Genomic DNA, 5763 nt, shown 5'->3' with positions numbered 1-5763 from the left:
AAGTATGAGCATTACCTAAGAAACCCCTACCTCTAAGGTAGTGGGTAGTTCATTGCTGGATTGTTGGTTGCCGCTATGGGATTGGTGACAGGGTTGGTGCTATTGCTTTTATTTCGTCGAGAATCACCAAGTCCTGTATAAGTGATATTTCCTTAAACTATATTGCGGCTAAATACTTCTCGTAATTCGAAGCTGGTATGCACTTGGGCGACACCTTCGATGCGATTGAGTCTGTGTAACAAAAACTCCTCGTAATGTGCCATGTCACGCACGCGCACCTTAATTAGATAGTCTTCTGTACGCCCGGTGACGATGCTACAGCTAATGACCTCATCAAAGCTTTGAATTTTAGATTCAAATAATTCAAATCGCTCGGCGGTATGACGGTCCATGCTGATAGCAATAAAAACGGCAAGAGGATAACCTAGTTTTTGTGCATCCGTCTGGGTATGGTAGCCAGTAATCACGCCTGTATCTTCTAAGCGTTTGATCCGACGAGCGCAAGGGGTGGCTGATAGGTTGATGCGCTCAGCCAGCTCGGTAACACTCATACGTGCTTGAGTTTGTAATAAGCGCAAAAGTTGTTTGTCCGTTTCATCCAAATCTGCTGTGAAAACGTGCTCTGATTCAATTTTTGGCATAAGAATTTATCTGTTTGGTGGATTGTTCTAATAATAACTATTTTTTTGATATTTTTCACCTAAATGGCGTTAAAAATAGCAAAAAAAAGCTGATTTATATTTGATGAACTTTGGTATTATGATGACATCAACATTGGTTATCTCGTATGACCAACATGGATTCAATCACTAGCCATTCAGCTAAAAATACAACCTCAAACGTCATCTAAGGATTGATTATGTCAGACAACACCACACGTACAGCAGGATCAACAACTGCAAAGATCACCCCAAAAAGTGCCGCTTTTGATTATAAAAAGTATCGTCCATTCGCGTTTGCACCTTCTTTGCCAGATCGTACATGGCCGAGCAAAACGATTGAGAAAGCACCGACATGGGCTAGTGTAGATCTGCGTGATGGTAACCAAGCACTGATTGATCCAATGACGATCGAACAAAAAATGCGTTTTTTCAAGACGTTGGTTGCAGTTGGCTTTAAAGAAATCGAGATTGGTTTTCCGTCTGCAGCTCAGGTTGAGTTTGATTTTGCTCGTAAACTGATCGAAGAAGGTCACGTACCTGATGATGTGACGTTACAAGTATTAGTTCAGGCCCGTGAGCATTTGATTGCACGTACTTTTGAGTCACTACAAGGCGCAAGACGTGCTGTCGTCCACGTCTATAACTCAACTTGTCGTGTACAACGCGAAAAAGTCTACGGTAAAGACAAAGCAGAAATCAAAAAAATTGCTATCAATGGTGCGAATCTTTTGGTGGATTATGCTGCCAAATACCCAGATACAGAATGGGTGTTTCAGTACTCTCCTGAAAGCTTCAGCCAAACTGAGACCGAGTATGCAGTTGAGGTTTGTGATGCAGTATGTGAAGTATGGCAACCAAAACAAGGACAAGCAGTAATCTTAAACTTGCCTGCAACTGTCGAGGCATCTATGCCAAACGTCTTCGCTGATCAAGTTGAGTACTTCTGCCGTAACCTTGCTCAGCGCGAGCATGTCACAGTGAGCTTACATACTCATAATGACCGTGGTTGTGCAGTAGCTGCTGCAGAACTTGGCGTGTTAGCAGGGGCAGATCGCATCGAGGGTACCTTGCTAGGTAATGGTGAGCGTACGGGCAATATGGATGTCATGGTGATGGCGATGAACTTGTTTAGCCAAGGTATCGATCCTGAGCTTGATTTTAGCGAAATGAGTGAAATCGTACAGGTAGTGAGCGAGTGTAATAACTTGCCAGTACACCCTCGTCATCCTTATGTTGGTGAATTGGTATTTACTGCCTTTAGTGGCTCGCACCAAGATGCCATCAAGAAATCGCTTGATTATAATGAAGAACATCAAGATGAGACAGACAACATCTGGGATGTGGCCTACTTGCCGATCGACCCCGCGCATATTGGTCGTAGTTATCAAGACGTGGTACGAATCAACAGCCAGTCAGGTAAGGGCGGGGTTGCCTATATTTTGCAGCGCAACTATGGCTTTAACTTGCCACGCTGGATGCAAATCGACTTTAGTGGTGTGGTACAAAAACAAGCAGAAAGTGTTGCACGCGAACTACAGAATGATGAAATCTTACAAACGTTTGAAAGCACCTATCTTCAGCAAGGCAGTTTTGAGTTGTTAGACTATAGTGTCAACAATAAAGGTGGTGAGGTCTACTTCGATGGTCAGGTACAGTTAAATGGCGACACCATTCACATTGATGGTAACGGTAATGGCCCATTGTCATCGTTTATCGACGGTTTGGCACAGCATACTGGCAAGACGTTACATATTATTAACTACGCTGAACATGCGATCAATCCGCAACACAACAGTGGTGATGGTATCGATGACGACACCAATATTGATAATAAAACTAATGCACTTGCGGCTGCCTACATTCAGTTGAACGTTGATGGTCAGGTATACTCTGGTATTGGTACTTGTAGTAGTACAGTATCTGCAATGCTAAAAGGAGCATTGTCAGCTTTCTCGCAAGCATTAAAGACCGCCGCTGCTTAATATTAAACGCAATATGCAATTTTAATATTACTTCATATAACGTCATAGCACTTTGCCAGTAATAGGTAGTGCTATGGCGTTATTTTTTTGCTGTCTATCAGATTGTCATATTTGGAGATAGTTACAGGTATTACCTTCAATAGCATAATATTACTTGTATTCTTGATGCCTAAGACTTACGCTAAAGTAGCTACCATACAACATTATAAATTAAAGGTTAATTATGGAACCTATATCATTTGCTTCACTGACGTTGGGGTCTATTCTGACCATGTTTCCAATAAATGGCGAGGTCGTTACCAAGCCCACTATCACCACGCACATTAGTCCTGCGATTGCTGGACAGTGGGAGATAGACTTAGACAGCAGCCTTGCGATGACTGAAGAGGCAAGGGCGAAAGAAGCAACGCCCGATATGCAGGCCTATGAAACGAATGAACCACTAGCCATGGCTGATGATGGTGTCCTAACACAGTTTGAAAAAGGTGGTATCAATATTCAAGACAACGACTTACTTGCTACTGCATCTGCGTCTAATCAGTGCCGAGAAATATATAACTTTGGCGCAGACAATGAGATGCGGACGGTGAGCGGCGACGAATGGACCTATGGCCAATATTTGGTATCGCATCATGAAGGTGGGTTGCCAGTCATTGCTATCAGTACTATTCATGACAACAATGAAGTGGACTGCTCGGGGAATCAGGTCGATCAAACTGGTGAGTCATTGATAGCATTTTTAGATCACAATGGCAGCCAAATGCAGTGGTGTGCTGACCCTGAGGGGCAAGAATGCTTTATGAAATTCCACAGAGTATTGCCATAGTAGGGGTTGGTTGTGGTACAACCTTTGACTGAGATCGAGAATATCTTAATTAAGATTTAGAATATTTAACGTCAAAAAAACCGCTATCGAAACAGCGGTTTTTTTATGATTTATATGTCTGGTCACTGCTCTAAGATCGAATATCAAACATACAACACGATTACTATTAAGCGTCAGTTGCTGAAGGCTTTTCTTCTTTATTTGTATTTAGCAGCTCTTTTTCTAAGTAATGAATATTCTGCGCTTCATTAGTAAAGTTCTCATCAGCCAAGATCACATCACGATGTAAAGGTATGTTGGTTTTGATGCCTTCAATCACTAACTCATCCAGAGCGTGTAGGGTTTTTGAGACCACTTGTTGACGAGTTTGACCATGGCAAATCAACTTACCTATCAAAGAGTCGTAATAAGTCGGTATCTCGTAGCCTGGGTAGAGGTGTGAGTCAAAGCGAACACCCGAACCGTTAGGCGTGAATAGCTGAGTCACTGTCCCTGGGCAAGGTACAAACGTGGCAGCGTCTTCTGCGTTGATACGACATTCGATGGCATGGCCTTGAATTTCGATTTCGCTTTGACGATACGACAGGCCATAGCCAGCAGCAATCTTTAACTGTTCAACCACGACGTCGACACCCGTGATCATTTCGGTGACTGGATGTTCAACCTGTACACGAGTATTCATCTCAATGAAGAAAAACTCGTTATTTTCAAATAAGAATTCGAAAGTCCCTGCACCGCGATATTTAACAAGCTCGCATGCCTTTACGCATGCTTGTAATATAGGCTCGCGAACATCATCAGGGATGTCAGGCGCGGGCGCTTCTTCAAGTACTTTTTGATGGCGACGTTGCAAAGAGCAATCACGATCATACAGATGAATAGCGTTGCCGTTACCGTCAGCAAGTACCTGAACTTCTACATGGCGTGGGTTTTGTAGATAGCGTTCCATGTAGACTGTGTCGTCACTGAACCACAGCTCTGCTTCTTGTTTGGCGGCTTGTACCTGTCCAATCAACTCATCAAAACGTTCTACAACACGCATACCGCGACCACCGCCACCAGAAGCGGCCTTGATTAAAAGTGGAAAGCCGATATTGCGAGCTTGCTCTTCAGCGTTGTGCAAGGTCACTGCGCCCACAGAGCCAGGGACCGTCGGCACGCCTGCTTTTTTCATAGCATTAATGGCCGAAACTTTATTGCCCATTAGGCGGATATGATCAGCGTTGGGACCAACGAACGTTAGTCCGGCTTCTTCTACTTGTTCGGCGAATTCAGCGTTTTCAGATAAAAAACCATAGCCTGGATGAATGGCGTCTGCACCTGTTATTTCAGCAGCCGTCAAAATAGTATTGATATCTAGGTAGCTTTGATTGGCATTGGGTTTGCCGATACAAATAGCTTCATCAACGAAGCGCAGATGCATTAGATTGGCATCAGCGGTGGAGTAAACGCCTACCGTCTCAATACCTAACGCCTTGCAGGCACGGACTATGCGTAGTGCGATTTCACCTCTATTAGCGATGAGCAGTTTTTTTATCATGGGGTCATCCTTGTCCTTGTCGAAACGGCAGTGATTGATTGAGCCTGAATGTTTAGCATTGCTGTAAAATACGACAAACAATGCAAAATATCATGAGGCATTAATCACAATGAAGTAAGCTGTGGCAAATATCGTTATGCTTTATAGCGAACGACGGGCTGACCAAACTGTACAACTTCAGAATTGTCGACTAGGATTTCTTCGATGACACCGCTTTGAGTGGCTTCAAGAGGGTTCATGATTTTCATGGCCTCAATAATACCAAGCGTATCGCCAGCCTGAACTTTTTGACCCACTTTTACAAATGGAGGGTCGTTAGGGCTAGGAGCAGAATAAAATACACCAACCATCGGTGACGTTTCAACACTGCCAGACTTACCGGCAGGTTTTGCCTCTGGGGCAGCAGGCGCAGAACCAGCAGCGGGCGCAGCCATCATGGTTGGTACGGGTGCATCGTAGTGACGTGTTAAGCTGACGTGTTCATCATCAGAGCTGATTTCTAGATTAACCAGTTCACTTTCTTCCATGAGAGCGATTAGGGTGCGTATTTTTTCGATATCCATAGTTTTTATCATGCCTTTTTACTGATTCGAGAAATAGTGTAACTGCATATTGCTAATGATACCTATATTCACAGCAATGAGCAATCAATGTACAGTTGTTAACTGAGAATTTTAACATATTTTGACGAAATCTATATTTTTAGTAAGAAATCGTCTGTAATTTATCATAGTTGATGTGGGTGACCAGTAC

Annotated in this window: 5 protein-coding genes; 2 read left to right on the top strand and 3 right to left on the bottom strand. The window is 43.4% G+C overall.

Annotated features, from left to right (window positions below):
- Positions 1 to 152: 152 nt before the first annotated feature.
- On the bottom strand, positions 153 to 641 hold the full coding sequence (locus L0J61_RS08590; RefSeq protein ID WP_301466031.1) for an Lrp/AsnC family transcriptional regulator: 489 nt from the start codon (positions 639 to 641) through the stop codon (positions 153 to 155).
- A 218-nt stretch (positions 642 to 859) separates the two neighbouring features.
- Between L0J61_RS08590 and leuA the strand changes: the two genes are divergently transcribed.
- Positions 860 to 2644: a 2-isopropylmalate synthase gene (gene leuA, locus L0J61_RS08585; protein ID WP_301466030.1), complete on the top strand. Its 1785-nt coding sequence runs from the start codon at positions 860 to 862 to the stop codon at positions 2642 to 2644.
- A gap of 223 nt (positions 2645 to 2867) precedes the next feature.
- A complete protein-coding gene (locus tag L0J61_RS08580; RefSeq protein WP_301466029.1) occupies positions 2868 to 3470 on the top strand; it encodes a hypothetical protein in 603 nt (200 codons plus the stop codon).
- A 166-nt stretch (positions 3471 to 3636) separates the two neighbouring features.
- Here the strand turns inward: L0J61_RS08580 and accC are convergent, their stop codons facing one another.
- Entirely contained in the window at positions 3637 to 5010 is a 1374-nt protein-coding gene (gene accC / locus L0J61_RS08575; RefSeq protein WP_301466028.1) for an acetyl-CoA carboxylase biotin carboxylase subunit, read from the bottom strand.
- Positions 5011 to 5144: 134 nt separating this feature from the next.
- Positions 5145 to 5573, bottom strand: a complete 429-nt coding sequence (gene accB / locus L0J61_RS08570) for an acetyl-CoA carboxylase biotin carboxyl carrier protein (RefSeq protein ID WP_301466032.1) — start codon at positions 5571 to 5573, stop codon at positions 5145 to 5147.
- Between the last annotated feature and the right edge of the window lie 190 nt (positions 5574 to 5763).

It is taken from the genome of Psychrobacter sp. (assembly GCF_030457785.1).
Classification (GTDB): domain Bacteria; phylum Pseudomonadota; class Gammaproteobacteria; order Pseudomonadales; family Moraxellaceae; genus Psychrobacter.
This window is presented reverse-complemented; position numbering and strand designations above follow the sequence as displayed.

What these genes read in the sequence shown, in the direction of transcription:
- accC (WP_301466028.1), bottom strand. Translation starts at nt 5,010, where the DNA reads ATGATAAAAAAACTGCTCATCGCTAATAGAGGTGAAATCGCACTACGC.
- L0J61_RS08580 (WP_301466029.1), top strand. Translation starts at nt 2,868, where the DNA reads ATGGAACCTATATCATTTGCTTCACTGACGTTGGGGTCTATTCTGACC.
- leuA (WP_301466030.1), top strand. Translation starts at nt 860, where the DNA reads ATGTCAGACAACACCACACGTACAGCAGGATCAACAACTGCAAAGATC.
- L0J61_RS08590 (WP_301466031.1), bottom strand. Translation starts at nt 641, where the DNA reads ATGCCAAAAATTGAATCAGAGCACGTTTTCACAGCAGATTTGGATGAA.
- accB (WP_301466032.1), bottom strand. Translation starts at nt 5,573, where the DNA reads ATGGATATCGAAAAAATACGCACCCTAATCGCTCTCATGGAAGAAAGT.